The following is a 16,967-nucleotide window of genomic DNA, read 5'->3' as shown; positions in this document are numbered from 1 at the left end:
AAAACAAATATGAGCGAAAATCCTTTTGCTTCAAAAACCTTCACTTCTATTTGGAAACAGCATTTCTGCACCTCTGAAAAAGTAATTGAAATCAACGGAATTTCCGGAATCTCTTTTGTTCGCAATTCCAACTTACCTTTTTACTTCAACGTCGGAAAAAACCTTACCAAAGGGCTTGCATACACCGTGAAAAAGAATGCCTTTCATGGAATTAGCCATAAAACACTGATGATATATGATGTACCCTCGTATATTGAAAATAAAGCCCATGAAATCAATGGTCACCTAAAAATCATAAAACTCCACCAATATCCCGGTTTCTTTATTGACCTGGATAATTTTTTGGATGTTGATGACTACCTAATGAAACATTTTAAAAAAAGCAGTAGGTATAAACTAAAAAAGTATAGGAAAAGACTTGAGACATGTTTTGATATATCTTATCGGGTTTTTCATGGGTCTATTAAAAAAGAGGTTTATGACCATCTTTTCATACAATTCAACGATTTGCTGGAAAAACGATTTTTAGAAAAAAGGGTTTATAACAATAATCTTGACCCCAAAGAATGGAATTTTTACCGAGAGGTGGCCTACCCCCTAATACACGAGAAAAAGGCAGCCTTGTCCGTGGTTTTTGAAAAAGAATGCCCAATAGCCATTACACTTCTTTATTTTAATGGTGATACTGTAATCGATGCCATCACCGTTTTTGACGTTGATTTTTCAAAGTTTCATTTAGGTTCGTGCAGTATCATGCAATTGATTCAGTGGTGCATTGAAAAAGGCTACAAAAAACTGGACTTTTCAAAAGGATATTTCGATTATAAGGCCCGGTGGAGTACTCATGAGTATCAATTTGAATATCACTTACTCTATAATCCCAAATCAGCTCTTTCCACAGGGTTGGCAAATTTAGCAGCCCTCTTTTTTCGTCTTAAGGGATACCTAAGAAGAAAAAATGTGAATTGGCATGTGCATAAAGCCACTTACCTGCTAAAGAATTTCAAAATATCCAATGAGCCCAATCGTCAGAATGCATTAATGCTTACCGATAGCTTAGAAGACAGCACAAACCTTGATTGGACTCCAGTTTCTCTTGAACTGGCCAAAGATGTGGTAAGAAAAAGGGGGTTCGACTTCTTATATCTTACCGGCGAAAAGCTGAAAGACATATTGCTTTTTCAGGCGAACTCAGGAAAAATTTTCATGATAAAGGGAAAAAATCACAAAAAATACTTGGTCATCCATGAATAATACTGACCAACAATAGCACATATTGACGGAGGAAACAAAAAATATCGATTCTCGTCAAACCAATGTCCCAGCTAAGGCACATTTGGTTTTTGATTTGTTCAATGAACAAAAGGTTCATCCTTTTTATGATAATTCAGTTCAAAATAATTTGACCCAAAGCATATACCAAATAAGCCATTACAATAGCAAGAATCAAAAAAAGTACAACCTCTATAAAATCTTCGACATTCCGGAATATCTTTCAGTGGTTCCCAAGTTTCTTCCCAAAAATTTCAGCACAAAATCTATTGTGCAATACAAGGGGTTTCTGGTAAATCTTCACGATTATACTTCTGTCGATGAATATATAGACCGCCAACTTAGCAAACGAAGTAAAAAGCGGTTGAGAAAGATGATGACCGCCCTGGCCCAAAATCATAAGGTTTCGTACCATATCTATCACGGGGAGATTGACCGGCATCTTTACGCCATACTAATGGGAAAATTGGCGGATTTCTTGAAAAAACGTTTTGATCAAAAGAAAGTACACAATAAATATCTAGAAAGGTGGAGCTATTACCATGAACTCACTTATGAGAAAATAAATCAAAAGCTCGCTAGCCTTTTTGTAATATATGACGCAGAAAAACCCATTTGCATCACACTTAACTACCACTTTGAAGACACGGTTTTCAGTGAATTAGAAGGTTTCGACATAGATTATTCAAACTACAACTTGGGAGATATCAGTATGTCAAAACATTTACAATGGTGCTTTGAAAGCAGCATCAAGTTAATAGATCTAGCAATGGGCGAGACTCCCTTCAAAAACAAATGGTGCAACCAAAGCTATGATTTTCACTATCACCTACATTACAACAGAAAAAATCTTGTTTCTCTTCTAATGATGCTGGTACAATGGTCAAAACTCCAACTGATGAAATCTTTAAGAGATATCGGATTCTTGGGAGGTATTATTAGATATGATAGGTTAGTATTCATCTACAAATCCTATACTGGAAAGCTATATTAAGACCAATGGCAGACAAAGAACAAAACAACAAACCCGTAAGTCTTTCGCAATCTTTTTTTGAAAAAGATGTCGTTCCCGAAATATTTTCAAGAGTAAGCGAATCGGTAACTGGCAAGACGCTTTTCAAAAGAAACGACCATCTTGAACAAGAGAGCCTCAACAAAATTTATCTTTTTACGGAAGTACCAGATTACCTAACATTTCATTTACATGATGAACTCAAAAATTTCAGTAGAAAGAGCTGGAAAGTAAATGATGGCTTTCTTGCCAATTTGGCGCAATATCAAAACATTGACGATTACTTAAAAAACCACTTCGGCAAGTCAAGTAGGTCCAAAATCAGGAGATATCTAAAAAGGCTTGACACTTGTATAGAGCCGACTTATCATATATACTATGGCGAAATTGATGAAAAAGAATACCATAGATTGTTCGATTTTCTCAAAAAGTTCATGATGCGCCGTTTTGCGCAAAAAAATGAGGAAAATATTGATTTGCCATTGTTAGAAGAATACAGAGAACTATTGTTTCCCATGATACAAAAGAAACGGGCAGCCATTTTTGTCATCTACCATGGCAAAAAGCCAATTGATATATCGACCAGTGTCATAAATGGCAATGTATTGGGCACAAGTATAGGTAGCTACGATATCGATTACGATTCATTCAGCCTAGGAACCATTGATCTTTACAAACATGTTGAATGGTGTTTTGATCAAGGTTTTGAAATTCTTGACCTCGGCAGGGGAGACTACCATTACAAAAGAAAATGGGTAGATGAAAAATATGTTTTTTATAAGCACTTAATCTATGATTCTTCACGATTAAAATATCGTGCCTTGGCATTCTTTAAAAAAACCTATGGTCATGGAATCTATAATACAATCAACTTTCTGAAAAAAATCAAGGTACAATACCTTTGGGGCATTTACTTTAGATTCCGTTACAAGCATTTTCAAAAAAACCTGCACGTTGAATTGCACAAGAAATTTGTTGCGCTAAATGATTTTGAGCAACCTGATTGGGGTTCGCTTATGAACATAGACCCTTGGGATCCTAAGAATTCTTGGATTGTAAAACCCATAAATGATTTCATCTACAAGACCCACCAAAAATTTAGTGAAATTAAAGTGTTGGCAAGTAAAAAGAATGCGCGTGAGTTTTACCTAAAAGGAAAATCCGCTGCCCAAAAAATACTAATCGAAAATTAATGTGTGCTTTGATTTTACCTCTTTTTAATGGTTATAAATACAGGTCAAAAGTATGAATGGATCGCACCACAATATCGAAAAGAGGCTTCATTTTGGCAGCGACCTGCTACAAAAAGACCGGCTACATCTGTTCTATGAAAGCGTTTTTGATCGTGAAACCGACCGTGAACTTGTTCAAATAGAGCATACAATGACATCAGTTCATTTAAAAGGTGTGTTTCAAATAGACGATGTGCCTGAGTATCTCAACACAACTTTGCGTAGAGACCTTGCGGATTTAAGAATAAAGGAGGTCAATACGTACGAAGGATCTTTGATCAACCTCACAAGGTTCAGGAACTTTGAAGACTATATGAACAATGTGCTAAGTTCGCAAAGAAGAGCGACACTACGCAGATGTGAAAAGCGATTGCAACTATGTATCAGGCCGGTTTACAAAATGTATTTTGGTCAAATTGACAAGCCTGAATACGATAAGATTTTTAAGGCCTGCCACCAAATGCTTTTGAGAAGGCACCAGCAAAAGAACACCTATTGGGAGGAATTGGAGTTTTGGCAACAACGATACGACAGCCTTTACCGGTCGATTCTGCAAAAAAAGGCGAGCATTTTTACTATATACCACAATGAAAGACCCATAGCCATTTATGTAAATTCAACTCATGGGCATATATTGGATATCGACGTGATTGCGTATGACATCGATTACTCAAAGTTTAAGTTGGGGTTTATTGCATTGACAAGCGTGATTCAATGGGCGTTTGAAAATAATTTTAGGCTGGTTGACATGTCTAAAGGAGATTTTTACTACAAAGAAAGATTTAGAACCGGAAACTATATTTTCAAAAAACAATTAATTTATGATGCAGCAGATATTAGAAGCGCAATAAGAGCCAATCTAACCCTATGGAAGCTCAGTTTGACCTATAAATTGCTTCCTATTTTTAAAATGTTAAAAATCAACAAATTGTACCGTAGTTTCGTTAGAAACAAAAAAAAGTCGTTGTTCAAGAACGTACAAGTGCACAGTCCAAAATTCAGAATCGAAAAAAGAGACAAAATACCGTCAGTTGAAAGTCTCATAAAAATAAATATAGATGATGGCAAGTACAGTTTTTTAAGAGAAAAGTTCTTTGACTTTCTCTTTCTTAACTTCGAATTTGACAAAGACGTTTCGGTTTACCATTCAAGAAAGAATAGTGCTGATTATTATTTCATGGGCAAAGAGACAGCCCAAAAACTTACGATAATCACATCTTGAAAAGATTAACGCATAAAAAAGGCATATCCAAAGAATTGTTTAAAGTCAAACTCCTTTAATATGGGAACTCCTTCTATAATAGCGTTGGATTTTTTTGGTGCCGCAATGGAAAATGGGGAAATCCCATCCATTATCCAAAGCATAGGCTATTTTGGCAAAACAATTCAAAACGACAATATTTCGCATTCAACAGAAAAGGTCATCAACTGTTACTCACTTCGGTTGGTACCCGAATACATGCAGCTGCAAATCGTTTCTGAACGGTTGCTGGCCACCCAAGTTGTTAAACAGTTCAACTGGGGGTATTCTATACATCTAGACAATATTGCATCTATCGATGAATATCTAAAAAGACAGTTCAAATCGAAGTATCGCAGCATCATCAGGCGTTACGTCAACCGGTTAGAGCACTGTTTTCCTATCAAATACAAACTGTTTTATGGGGAAATTGACGAAAAGACCTATCGTTTCATCATGGGGTCACTGCACCAGATGATCATCGCCCGTTTCGGGCAGCGAAAAGAAACCCACAAAGAATTTCACCGTTGGGAAACATTAGTCAATGAAACCCGTCCCAAAATCCTCAACAAACAGGCCTCTCTCTTTGTTATTTATGATGGTGAGCACCCAATTCAAATATCGCTCAACTACCACTTCGACAAAATACTCTTCAGTGCAATTTCTTCTTACGATATCAACTATGCCAAATTTGGTCTTGGCCATGTAGAAATCTACAAGCAATTGCAATGGTGCATAGAAAACGATCATTGTGTCTATGAAATGGGTGTAGGGGGGATGGACTATAAAAGACGTTGGAGCAACAACATCTACCAATACCAACATCACATCGTTTATCGAAAAAACAAACCTCTGACCAGACTGCTCGCAAATATCGAAATCGTTCGCATCAGTGCAAAAGAATATCTAAAATCAAAAAATGTGAACGAACTGGTCTATAAGTTAAAAGACTTCATCATAAAAAAGAAAAACGACAGAGGCCATAGCCCTCAAAAGGTGAGCATCACCGAGGTTGACGTTTCGGTTTCCATCACTGGCTACCATACTTTGGAATTGCCAAAATCAAAAAACCATTTTTTAAAGAAGTACATGTGCGATTTCCTCTATTCAAAGGTTGAGCAGTATAGCGATGTTGCCATATTGCAGTCAAAAAAAAATCAAAACATCTACCTGTTCAAGGGAAAATCCAATGCCCAACAATTGGTTTTTGGGAATAAAAAAGGAGCCTAAAACGGCTCCTTTTCCCTTATTTTTGGAATCTCTCTAAAACTCGACAATCAAAAACTCTGACCTCCTATTCTCTCGATGCTTTTCCTCAGAACAGGGTACCCCATCGTCACATTCATTTGTCAACTGGGTTTCGCCATAGGCCTCTTTGAGTATTCTATCATCTGACACCCCCTTGTCAATTAGATATTGTACCGTTCGCTCCATTCGTCTTTCAGAAAGCCACTGGTTATACTTTTCGGTACCCCTCGAATCGGTATGGGCGGCCACTTTGATCTTTACCCCTGGGTTTTCCTGCAAGATGGCAATCAACTCATCAAGTAATTCTTTGTCCCTTTTATTGAGATACGAGGAGTTCAAGGCGAAGTATACCTTGCCAAGCCCGTCGATTTTATCTTGAAGTGCTTTTCTTCTGGCTTCCTCGGCCTGCTGTTTTGCCCGTTCCTCTGCCGCCAACCGTTCAGCCTCTTTCTGTCTTTCAAGCTCTTCTGCAAGTCTTTTGGCCTCTTCTTCGGCCCTTTTTGCTGCCGCAATCGAATCTTGTATGCGCTGCTGCTCTTTTTCCATCTCTTGTAAGAGCATCAGTTTTTCCTTTCCTCTTGGAGTAAGGTCCTTTTCGGTGTCAAAGCGATACACCACACCAACCGCATGCTGAATATGGTTGGTCACACCATCTTCCAGCTTCATGGCCCATTTTCCACTCGAATTGAAATCAAGTCCCCAACGATCAGAGAACCACGTTCTAAACCCTACCGTGGCGTTGTAGGTTCCCCGCCCTTGGTTGTTGGCATCGGTATATCCGGCCCCCACCCCAACATAGGGATCAAAAAAGCCGGTCTCGCCCAAAATCTTGTTCAAATCATAGCTTGCCCTCAAATCTACCGCAAAGTAGTCAATGTCTTCAGTATTGACGACATTATCGATAATCTTACCTTCTTGGTATTGGTTGTAAGTACCTATGGCTTCAAGACCGAGACCATTTTTGAAGTATTTGCCAATGCTAATACGTGAAGGGAACGGTACCATGTTCCAGTTGTCTCCGGCATCCAGCAGACCGTCAAATTCGCTACCGGCGTCATCGACAATATTGATTCCAACGCCAAACATCCACGAGCTTACGACCATACTGTCTTTTTTGGTCAGTTGAAGGTCTTCTTGTGCAAAGGTGGAAGGTCCACAGAAAATAAGGACTAGGGCCAACAAAAGTTTTGTCGTTTTCATGTATACTAATTTGGGGTTAGTGCCACAAAGTTATATCAAATGGAAAAATGGGTAAACTTTGTACCCTGAACGGCCACATTGATCGACAAAAGGAAATGTTTTTTTATTGTCTCAAAAAAAAATCACTTTTGAAAAATGATTTCCTTTTCTGACATCGGTATCTTATAAACGCTGAAAGGAGTGGAAACCAGCTCTTTGAGATTATTCTTATCTACTGCCTCGTTTTTGACCGCTAGTACGATTTCTTTGTCATTTTCATCTTTTTTTGACAATCTCGGCATCTTGATGCGCTTTTGCTCACCGCTACAGACAATGATGACCATTTCTTTGTTGAAATCCACTTCAGGAACAGGAATTCCCGGTTTTCTCGTACGGTTAATCTTGGCAAAAAAGCTGTTCAAGGTCTTCTGGTCGCGCACCACCATGCTTTCAAAATTTTCTACCCCGCTATAGCCATCTTCTACCAATAGGGTCAAACCGTCATTTGTATTATCTGCCATCTGTTGGCTTTTTTGGCTTTTACATGAGAGCATGCCCATTAACAAGATCAAGAATACCAGACGGACCATCAGTACGAATTTTTATATCGTGATTTATAAGCCCTTTCATAAAGATCTTCATACAAGGGCAATATATTTGAAATATCAAATTTTTCGGCCACCTCGAAGGCGCTTTTCTTAAATTTCTCCAAGGTCTTGTCATCACCCAATATATAAAGGGCATTTTTGGCCATATCGTCAATTTGGCCAACGTCGCTCAAAAAACCGGTTACGCCATGTTTGTTGACTTCTGGTATGCCCCCCGCGTTACTTGATATAACCGGCGTTTTATTCGCCATGGCCTCCAAGGCGGCCAGTCCAAAGCTTTCAGATTCCGAGGGCAACAAGAAAAGGTCAGAAAAACAAAGAATGCGGTCTATTTCGGTGCTATTTCCCAAAAAGATCACCTTTTCCTTGATTTTTAAATCATCACAAAGTTGTTCTGCATATTCTTTTTCGGGTCCCTCGCCGACCATGATAAGTTTTGCAGGAATCTCACGTTGTACCCTTTCAAAAATACGTATCACATCAGGTATGCGCTTCACCTTTCTGAAGTTGCTGATATGGGTGATGATGCGCTCATTGTCTTCTGCCATCAATGTACGCTGGCAGTCAGTGAACTCTGAGCTATACTTTTTGAAATCGATAAAATTCGGGATTACCTCTATTTCCTTATCCAAATCAAATATTTTCAAGGTCTGCTGCCTGAGGTTCTCAGAGACCGACGTCACCATATCTGACTTGTTGATACTGAATGTGACCGCCGGCTTATAAAAAGGATGCCGGCCCACCAACGTAATATCGGTACCATGAAGCGTGGTTATCATGGGTATGTAAATCCCGTTCTCCAGCAACATCTTTTTGGCCATATACCCTGCATATGCATGCGGAATGGCATAGTGCACGTGCAACAGTTCAATATCGTGTAGCTTGATGGTATCTACCAATTTGCTCGAAAGCGCCAACTCATAGGGTTGGTAGTGGAACAACGGATATTCGGGCACATGAACCTCATGAAAATGGATGTTGTTGCCCAAAAGCTCTAAACGAACGGGTTGCTTGTAGGTGATAAAATGTACCTCGTGTCCCCTTTCGGCAAGGGCAATACCCAGCTCGGTGGCCACAACACCACTGCCTCCGAAAGTTGGGTAACAAACAATAGCAATCTTCATAAAAACATTTCTAAAACAAATCTAGGGCATTATTTGCTCCCTAATTGATAATGGAATCATAAATAGCCCGCTGTATTCGGGTACGCAGGCCCGACTTTACAAGCAATCTGTTGTGGGCACTTGGGTAGGTACGATTCGATAAAAAAACATACACGATTTCTTCTTTGGGATCGGCCCAGGTATACGTGCCCGTAAAACCGCTGTGTCCAAAACTCTCACGAGACACGCAGCCACATGTGGGGCCTTTGTCTTCCAACTGGGGCTTGTCAAAGCCCACGCCCCGTCTCACCTCTTTATGGCAAAAATAGCAGGTATTGAATTTTTTAACGGTTCGCTCATTAAGGTAGCGCTGTCCACCGTAATAGCCCCCCTGCAGGTACATCTGCATGATTTTGGCAACATCGTTGGCATTGCTGAAAAGACCCGCATGACCCCCTACCCCACCCTGCATGGCGGCTCCCATGTCGTGCACATAGCCATGAACGGTCTGGTACCTAAAATAATTATCCTCTTCTGTGGGTACAATACGTGCTTTATCAAACCTCTCTGCGGGGTTGAACCCAGTGTTTGTGGCACCCAACGACTTGTACAAAAAATCGTTGGCCAGCACATCCAACGACTTTCCGTAGGTTTCCTCTATGTACTTCTTGAAAACATAGTAGGCCACGTCACTGTACCGATAGCGGTTCGACTTCAACTCTTGCCTACCGATACGGTTGTAGATCGAATCTTGAAAGGCATCCATAAGGTACAAGCCTTCACTCACCTTGATTGAAAACCCGTCTTCTGGACGGGTTCGATAAAATTCAGGGGATGGTTTCCGGTTTTTGTTCAGGGTATCCACATAAAAGGCAATCCAAGCAGGCAACCGCCCGTAATGCGAAAGCGATTTTAGCACCGTAACGTTCTTCAGCTCAGAATCGACATATTCGGGCACCAAATCTTGAAAGGTGTCGTTGAGGCGAATTTTTCCTTCCTCTTCCATCTTCATGATGATGGGGAGTGTCGACAAAATTTTTGTCAATGAGGCCAGGTCATAGATGTGGTCATCCGTAATTTTTTCTTTGGAATCATAGGTTGGGTGCCCAAAGCTTTTTTGGTATACCACCTTGCCCCTTCGGGCCACCAAGACCTGTGCCCCGGGAAACATGAGCGAGTCCAGCCCATGCTGTACCAAGGTGTCGACCAAGGCCAGCCTTGTTGAACTCATGCCCACCCTTTCGGGTAGGGTATAGCCCAATCTGGCAATGCCCTTTACCTGAACCCCGGTATTCACCGGAAAGGTTTCATTGATGCTCACCGGAAGCCTGCCCTTGCCCGAAATAGCCCCGAACAGTAACTCTGCCGCCCCTTCTTGGGCCAAAGGGCTATTTTGATAGGCGACCACAATAGCATCCATACCGGTGAAATTGACTATTTCAGATAGTGCATACGGGTTGGCAAACGAGACCAGAACCATGTTGCTCGACCGCAGTTGTGCTATTTGTTGTAGCCAAAAAAGTTGGTTCTGGGAAAAGGAATGGTCTTTCCACGGGCTTTGGTTACTCTTATGGTAACCCACTATTACAAGGTTGTAATCAGCCAGTTTTTTTCTATAGTCGGCCAGGTCTTTGCCCTGTACATGGGTGGCCTTGGCATATTTTTTCAAGGTGTTGAAAAAGACATCGCCCGCTACATCACCGAATTTGACATAGGCGATTTTCTTGTTGTCAAGACGCTTGATAGGCAATAATGAAACGTTGTTCCTTACCACGGTCAAGGCGTTTTCAATGGCCTTTTCATACACTACATCACTGTCTGGATCATTTAAATCTTCTAATAGGTCGGTGACATCAATGGGGGCATACCCATGCAGCCCTACCTTATATTTGGCCATTAGAATCTTTTTAACCGACTCAGCCAGTCTGGTCTCTGTTATGATACCGTAATTATAAGCCTCCAAAAGTTTTTTCTTGGCCGCCTCTAGGTCTTCGGGCATCAACAGCATATCATTACCTGCTAAAAATGCGGAAAGACCCACATCGCCAGGTTCGGTGGTCTTGGTAACGGCTTTCATGTTGAGCGCATCGGTGAACACCAGCCCTTGGTATTGCAATCTCTTCTTCAACAAGTCTGTTATTATCGATTTTGAAAGGGATGATGGCTTATCCGTCGTCTTTTCAAGGGCGGGCACATTCAAGTGCGCCACCATCACACTGTTCAGGCCATTTTGAAGCAATCTTTTATAGGGGTACAGCTCTACATTGTCCAATCGTTCTTTGGTGAAATCTATCAGGGGCAGGTCATGGTGCGAATCTGTGGCGGTGTCTCCGTGTCCGGGAAAGTGCTTGCCGCATGACAAAATTCCTGCTCTCTCAAATCCTCTTACAAAAGCAGCCCCTTTTTTTGCTACGTTCGCAGGGTCTTCACCAAAAGAGCGGTTGCCGATTATCGGATTTTTCGGGTTGATGTTGACATCCAGTACAGGGGCAAAATTAATGTGTACCCCAAGTCTCTTGGCATGCCTGCCCATCTGATAGGCCACCTCTTCAACAATGGTGCTGTCTTGAATGGCCCCCAGCGTCATGTTCCACGGAAAGGCATAGGTAGAATCCAATCGCATGGCTAGCCCCCATTCAGCATCTTGTCCTATTAGCAAGGGGATCTTGGACAATGCTTGAAATTCATTTGTCAACCGGGCCTGCCTGACAGGGCCTCCTCTCGAAAATATGACACCCCCTATATAATGTTGCCGTATCAATTGCTTAATTCGGTCAGCCGCCGCCTTACCTTGGTTCGATGCCACACTTACCATGAACAACTGGCCTATTTTCTCCTCCGGTGTCATGGCATCATAGGTAGCGGTCACCCACGCGGCCTGAGCCAAAGAGTCTGTAGCCACCAAAGGGTTCTTTTGGCCGCTTGCTAGAATGAAAAACAACAAGAAAAAGGGAAACAAGTAGTTTGTCCGCATACACTATAGTCTAAGACATCAACTTTCTTCGGTTAAAATTATTGTATTTCATCGAAGATAACCAAGAAAATCAAGGCCATTGACGCCAAAGATTCGTTAAAATCACATGAAACGGGCATGCCAGCTCTCGGCTGCGGGCACTTCCCAGTTTTCGAGATACTCTTGCTTGGTGGCCACCAAATTATTGAAAACAACGGTGTTCTTTGAGACAGCGCGTTCTTTGGCCATCTTCTTAAAATCCTGTAACGGTTTGTAGGCAATGTACTCGCCCTGTTTATAGGAGACGTTCATCTTGTCGAGCAGGTCAACACCATATTTTTTCTCCAATTGCTGAATGAAGTGAACAGAGGCATCGATGGAACAGCCCGAAGCGCTTGCCGCCGATTGGTCAAGGCCTATTACCAAAAATCGTTTGTATCGTATCTCAAAACCGGCCTTCAGCTGGCTGCCATGTGCCGTCCATTGCTGTAAGAACAAAGACAGGTCAGCGCTTATCTCTTCAAGCTCGGCATCTGTAAAGCTTCGATTGGCCTGATAGATCCAAATTCTTGAATGGTCGGGAAGTTCTTTAAAATCAACCAGCATAATTCCTATAAGTCTTCAGCGTTCGCAATCAATTCGGCCACATCCAATACAGCGATCTTGGCCTCTTTTTCCTTACTTTTTACCCCATCGGTCATCATGGTATTGCAAAAGGGGCAGGCAGCTGCAATGATTTCTGGCTGGGTCTCAAGTGCCTGTTCTGTGCGTTCTACATTGATATCTTTCTCGCCCTTTTCGGGTTCTTTGAACATTTGGGCGCCACCGGCACCACAGCAAAGCCCACGTTTGCGGCAATTTTTCATTTCAACCAGTTCGGCATCCAGCTTTTGGATCAATTCCCTAGGGGCTTCAAAAACATCATTGGCCCTACCCAGATAACAGGGATCGTGATAAGTGATCCGCTTGCCCTTGTAAGTGCCCCCTTCCAAAGTAATCTTTCCTTCGTCCAGCAATTGTTTCAAGAACTGGGTGTGGTGCACCACCTGGTAATTTCCGCCAAGACCGGGGTATTCGTTTTTAATGGTGTTGAAGCAGTGCGGACAGGCGGTAACCACTTTTTTCACACCATACCCGTTCATGGTCTCGATATTGGTCATGGCCTGCATTTGAAACAAGAATTCGTTGCCTGCGCGTTTGGCAGGGTCTCCGGTACAGCTTTCTTCGGTGCCCAATACCGCAAAACTAACGCCGGCCTTGTTCAAAATCTTGACAAAAGCTTTGGTGATCTTCTTTGCACGGTCATCAAAACTTCCGGCACAGCCCACCCAAAATAATACATCGGGCTGTTTGTTCTCCGCAAAAAGTTGGGCCATTGTCGGTACGTTCATAGCTGTTTTAACTTTTAGGATTCTTTTGACCAGTTAAGACGATCCATTTGATTGAAAGGCCAAGGGGCCCCATTGTTCTCCACATTGCCCATCATATTGTTGAGCTCTGCCGGGGCAGCCGATTGCTCCATGACCAAATATTGCCGCATCGACATGATGATCGACAATGGATCTATACTTACAGGACAAGCCTCAACACAGGCATTGCAAGTGGTGCAGGCCCAAAGCTCTTCACGGGTTATATAATCGTCGAGCAATTGCTTGCCATCAGGTTTGAATTCGCCCTTATTGGCATCGATGTTCTTGCCCACCTCTTCCAACCGGTCGCGGGTGTCCATCATAATCTTTCTAGGAGAAAGCTTTTTGCCCGTTTGATTGGCCGGGCATTCAGAGGTACACCTCCCACATTCGGTACAGGTGTAAGCGTTCAATAGCTGCACCCAGGTGAGGTCCATTACATCGGATGCACCGAACTTTTCGGGCTGTGGGGCATCGTCTGCAGGAGCTGCAAAGGGATCGGCATTGGGATCCATCATCAGTTTTACCTCTTTGGTGACAGATTCAAGATTATCAAACTGTCCTTGGGGCCGTACCTTTCCAAAGTAAGTGTTCGGAAACGCCAACAAAATATGTAGATGCTTTGAGTAATATAGGTAGTTCAAGAAGAACAGAATACCCAAAATATGCAACCACCAGGCACTGCGCTCTATGATTATCAAGGTCTGCATCGGCATACCCTCAAAAAGCGGCACCAAAAACTGGCTTACCGGAAAAGTCCCGGCTTCTTTATAATGGGCCGCCCCCATTTGCTGCAATGTAACATCTGTGGCGTTCATGGTAAGAAAGAGCACCATCAGAATCAATTCAATGTATAAAATCCAATTCGCATCGGTCTTGGGCCAGCCTTTCATCTCAGGTTTGAGAAACCGACGAAGCTTAAGTATATTTCGCCTTGCCCAAAAAACGATGACCGCTATAATGACCAAGAGGGCCAATATCTCAAACGAGGCAATCAAAAAATCATAAAAACCGCCCAAAGAGGCAAATACCCGGTGGGTGCCCAAAAGTCCGTCGATAATGATTTCCAGCACCTCAATATTGATGATAATGAACCCTACATAGACGATTATGTGCATGAGACCTGCAACGGGCCGTACGACCATCTTCGACTGACCAAGGGCGATTCTGGCCATATTTTTCCATCGCTGGGCCTTGTGGTCGCTAACGTCGACCCCTCTGCCAAGGGCAATGTTCCTTTTCAGTTTTTTGACATTTCTAACAAAGTAGCCTATGCCCACTATCAGGGCGATTGCAAACAGAATGTTGGGGAGTACGGTCATTTAGTTATCGTCCAGTTTTTCAGCGGGATCGTTCTCGGGCAATGTGTATTCTTTCTGCTTTTTGCCAAAAATGGAAACGTTCACGTACCGCTTGGGGTTCAACCTAAAGTCTTGCAATAACAGGTCTAGCTCTTTTGAAGCGTTTGAGAGATTGTTGTAGAGTTCATCATCGGCCACCAATTTGCCCAATGAACCTTCACCCTTTTCAACCTTGGACAGAATGGTGTTCAAATTATTGAGTGATTGCTGAAGATTTACAATGGTTTCTTCCAATCCAGCATTGGCCAAAGACTCCGACAGTTCTGAAAAATTGGCCGTCATGGTATTAAAATTCTTGATCGAGCTATCTAGTTCTTGTTGGTTGGTGGCCAACAACTGGTCCAACTTTTGGGCACTGCCCTGAAAACTTCGTATCAATTGGTTCAAGCCTACGATACTCTGTTGAAGCTCTCGCTTGGTGGGGTCGTCCAATACATCATTGACATTTATCAACAACGAATCGGCATGTGAAACAGCACCTTCGACCTTCATTTGCAACGGGGTGAGCTTTTCTTGCACCAACTCGGTGATACCGGGCCTAATGCTGGTCTTGAGCGTATCGCCCGACCGCGCAGGCGGTGCCCCGTCAAAAACTGGGATGATCTGTATGCCCTTACCACCGATGATTCCGGTATCGTACAGTTCAGCTTTGCTGTTTTTTGAAAATTCAAAGTTTTTCTGAACGGTCAAGGTGACCAGTAATTTGCCCGATCCATCTTTAAATTTGATGTCGGTGACATTGCCCACCGTAAGCCCGTTGATAGATACCTGGGTACCTGTTTGCAGGCCGCCAACATGGCTATACACCGCGTAGAATGTCTTTGATTTATCAAAAAGGGAGTTTGACTTTAGGTAACTGTACCCCAGAATAAAAAGGAATATTCCTATTAATACAATGATGGCGGTTTTGACTTCCCTGGATAGTTTCAAGAACTCTAGTTTTCCGTTTCAAACAAAATTAGGAATATTTTTCTCAAAGCAGCTATTGTTCAGGGGCGTATTTCAAGGCTTCCTTCAAAGGCACCCGAACCCCATCTTTGTAGGCCACGATATACGAAGTGGTATAGCCTTTGGCATCAGCGTTCTTTTTCAACAACTTGGCCTTCAAGTACGAATTGGTTTCGCCATACATATAGCGATATAGGTTTTTATACGGTTCTTTTGACAAGGTGTTGAGCCCATTAAAGTTATCGCCATCCAAAGGAATTACCTTAGAGCTCGCCATCAATTGTATCTTGAACACCACATTGGGGGCGGCCTCTACCTCAGCGGCTTTTTTGAGCGATTCTGCCTCTTTCTTGTTTTCTACTACCTCAACAGGTTTCTTGTCTATGGTAGAAGGTGGCGGTGTCGAGTGCGTTACTTTTTCCTCTACATCGGGCTGCTTCGCAGGTGCCTTGGGCGGCTCAGTGGCCTTTGCCACCGTTTCTTTGGCAACCGGTGGCGTACCACTTGGTTCTTCAAGGTCGGGAACCACATTCTCTTTGTAGGTCAATATGGCATCGGCAATGGCCCTGGCCATTTCTTGCTGCCCCTTTGTGGAGTTCAAATAAGCGCCTTCACTTTTGTTGGTCAAAAAACCGGCCTCTATCAAAACACTGGGCATAAAGGTCTGGTGAAGCACAATGAACCCCGCCTGCTTGACCTTTCTGTCCTTTCGTTTGAGTTTTTTGGTGAAGTTGTCCTGTAGCAGCTTGGCCAATTGAATGCTTTGGTCCAAGAACTCCTCTTGCATGATGGTAAGCCCTATTACCGACTCTGGTGAGTTGATGTCGTACTGCGCATATTTTTCTTCATAATTATCCTCCAAATAGATAACCGAGTTTTCCTTTTTGGCCACCTCAAAATTCTGCTTGTTGGCATGGAGCCCAAGAACGAACGTACCGGCACCATGTGCATCGGAGTTGTGCGAATCACAGTGCACCGACACAAAAAGATCTGCATTGGCATCGTTGGCGATCTTGCCCCTTATGTAAAGATCTACGAACGAATCGTCTTTTCTGGTATAGATGACCTTGACATCAGTATTCTTTTCCAAAATTGCACCGGCCTTCAGCACAATGTTCAAAGCAATGTTCTTTTCAAGGTACCCGTTGCCCAGATTACCTGGGTCGTGGCCACCATGGCCAGCATCCAACACCACCACAAACGTATCGTTGGCGGGCAGTTCGGTATTATTTTTGGTGAAGGATGTCAGTACGGCAACAAGTACCGAACAGAAAAGAAGAAACAACTTGTTTTTAGTCATGGGTGCCCTCGATTTATAAGGCTTCAAGCAGGTTAAAATAAAGTGAAGCCCAATTTACAGAATGAAAAATATGCGTAAGTTTGGACTCCAAAAACCAAGCCA

At 42.5% G+C, this 16,967-nt stretch carries 14 protein-coding genes; 5 read left to right on the top strand and 9 right to left on the bottom strand.

Annotated features, from left to right (window positions below):
• The first annotated feature begins 9 nt into the window (after positions 1–9).
• The 5 genes from VC82_RS12380 to VC82_RS12360 all read left to right on the top strand — a co-directional run bounded on the left by VC82_RS12380 (position 10) and on the right by VC82_RS12360 (position 5,986).
• Entirely contained in the window at positions 10–1,254 is a 1,245-nt protein-coding gene (locus tag VC82_RS12380) for a GNAT family N-acetyltransferase (RefSeq protein ID WP_045802644.1), read from the top strand.
• Between the two features lie 148 nt (positions 1,255–1,402).
• On the top strand, positions 1,403–2,266 hold the full coding sequence (locus tag VC82_RS12375; RefSeq protein ID WP_157518091.1) for a GNAT family N-acetyltransferase: 864 nt from the start codon (positions 1,403–1,405) through the stop codon (positions 2,264–2,266).
• Between the two features lie 5 nt (positions 2,267–2,271).
• Positions 2,272–3,477, top strand: a complete 1,206-nt coding sequence (locus VC82_RS12370) for a GNAT family N-acetyltransferase (RefSeq protein WP_045802642.1) — start codon at positions 2,272–2,274, stop codon at positions 3,475–3,477.
• Positions 3,478–3,529: 52 nt separating this feature from the next.
• Complete coding sequence (locus VC82_RS12365; protein WP_045802641.1) at positions 3,530–4,738, top strand: GNAT family N-acetyltransferase; 1,209 nt, start codon at positions 3,530–3,532, stop codon at positions 4,736–4,738.
• 60 nt (positions 4,739–4,798) lie between these two features.
• Positions 4,799–5,986: a GNAT family N-acetyltransferase gene (locus VC82_RS12360; protein ID WP_084598226.1), complete on the top strand. Its 1,188-nt coding sequence runs from the start codon at positions 4,799–4,801 to the stop codon at positions 5,984–5,986.
• Positions 5,987–6,019: 33 nt separating this feature from the next.
• Here the strand turns inward: VC82_RS12360 and VC82_RS12355 are convergent, their stop codons facing one another.
• The 9 genes from VC82_RS12355 to VC82_RS12315 form a co-directional block, all read right to left on the bottom strand.
• Entirely contained in the window at positions 6,020–7,204 is a 1,185-nt protein-coding gene (locus VC82_RS12355; RefSeq protein WP_045802639.1) for an OmpA family protein, read from the bottom strand.
• 122 nt (positions 7,205–7,326) lie between these two features.
• Positions 7,327–7,704 (bottom strand): hypothetical protein, encoded by a 378-nt coding sequence (locus VC82_RS12350; protein ID WP_157518088.1) that lies wholly within the window; start codon positions 7,702–7,704, stop codon positions 7,327–7,329.
• Positions 7,705–7,772: 68 nt separating this feature from the next.
• Positions 7,773–8,915 carry an N-acetyl-alpha-D-glucosaminyl L-malate synthase BshA gene (gene bshA / locus VC82_RS12345; RefSeq protein WP_045802637.1) on the bottom strand — a complete coding sequence of 381 codons (1,143 nt, stop codon included), beginning with the start codon at positions 8,913–8,915 and terminating at the stop codon, positions 7,773–7,775.
• Between the two features lie 40 nt (positions 8,916–8,955).
• The gene (locus VC82_RS12340; protein WP_045802636.1) at positions 8,956–11,868 is read right to left on the bottom strand and encodes a glycoside hydrolase family 3 N-terminal domain-containing protein; all 2,913 of its coding nucleotides are present in this window, start codon (positions 11,866–11,868) and stop codon (positions 8,956–8,958) included.
• A gap of 102 nt (positions 11,869–11,970) precedes the next feature.
• Entirely contained in the window at positions 11,971–12,453 is a 483-nt protein-coding gene (locus tag VC82_RS12335; protein WP_045802635.1) for a hypothetical protein, read from the bottom strand.
• 5 nt (positions 12,454–12,458) lie between these two features.
• Positions 12,459–13,238 (bottom strand): (Fe-S)-binding protein, encoded by a 780-nt coding sequence (locus VC82_RS12330; RefSeq protein WP_045802634.1) that lies wholly within the window; start codon positions 13,236–13,238, stop codon positions 12,459–12,461.
• 14 nt (positions 13,239–13,252) lie between these two features.
• Positions 13,253–14,578, bottom strand: coding sequence for a 4Fe-4S dicluster domain-containing protein (locus VC82_RS12325; RefSeq protein WP_045802633.1), 1,326 nt, complete (start codon positions 14,576–14,578; stop codon positions 13,253–13,255).
• Positions 14,579–15,547, bottom strand: a complete 969-nt coding sequence (locus VC82_RS12320) for an MlaD family protein (protein ID WP_045802632.1) — start codon at positions 15,545–15,547, stop codon at positions 14,579–14,581.
• Between the two features lie 52 nt (positions 15,548–15,599).
• The gene (locus VC82_RS12315) at positions 15,600–16,865 is read right to left on the bottom strand and encodes an N-acetylmuramoyl-L-alanine amidase family protein (RefSeq protein ID WP_045802631.1); all 1,266 of its coding nucleotides are present in this window, start codon (positions 16,863–16,865) and stop codon (positions 15,600–15,602) included.
• Positions 16,866–16,967: the final 102 nt, after the last annotated feature.

Source organism: Flagellimonas lutaonensis (genome assembly GCF_000963865.1).
Lineage (GTDB): Bacteria > Bacteroidota > Bacteroidia > Flavobacteriales > Flavobacteriaceae > Flagellimonas_A > Flagellimonas_A lutaonensis.
The sequence above is the reverse complement of the archived record's forward strand: the minus strand, read 5'-3'. Positions and strand labels throughout refer to the sequence as shown.